The organism is Xanthomonas arboricola pv. guizotiae (assembly GCF_002940205.1).
Lineage (GTDB): Bacteria > Pseudomonadota > Gammaproteobacteria > Xanthomonadales > Xanthomonadaceae > Xanthomonas > Xanthomonas arboricola_C.
Window position 1 is genome coordinate 1 of record NZ_MDSK01000133.1, and the last position, 373, is coordinate 373.

Here is a 373-nt window from a genome sequence, read left to right on the forward strand (position 1 = left end):
TGATACGCCCAGGGTTCCGTAGACACTCAAGACCCTCGTTGCGCGTAGCGCCGTTCAAACTCTACAGGGGACAGGTCGCCAGTTGAACCATGACGGCGTTGTGGGTTGTAGAACATCTCGATGTAGTCGAACACCTCGGCGCGTGCGGCGTCCTTGGTGGGGTAGATCCGCCGCCTGATCCGCTCGCGTTTGAGCAGACCAAAGAAGCTCTCCACCGGTGCGTTGTCATGGCAGTTGCCACGCCGACTCATGCTGCACACCAAGCCATGGGACGCCAGGAAACTGCGCCAGTCATCGCTGGTGTAGACCGACCCTTGGTCCGAGTGAACCAGGCAACCAGCGCTGGGTTTGCGCCGCCACACCGCCGACAGCA

The 373-nt window shown here is 61.1% G+C and carries 1 protein-coding gene; it reads right to left on the minus strand.

Annotated features, from left to right (window positions below):
- Nucleotides 1-26: 26 nt before the first annotated feature.
- A partial coding sequence (locus XarbCFBP7408_RS22170) for an IS3 family transposase (protein WP_146093846.1) occupies nucleotides 27-373 on the minus strand: 347 nt, incomplete at its 5' end.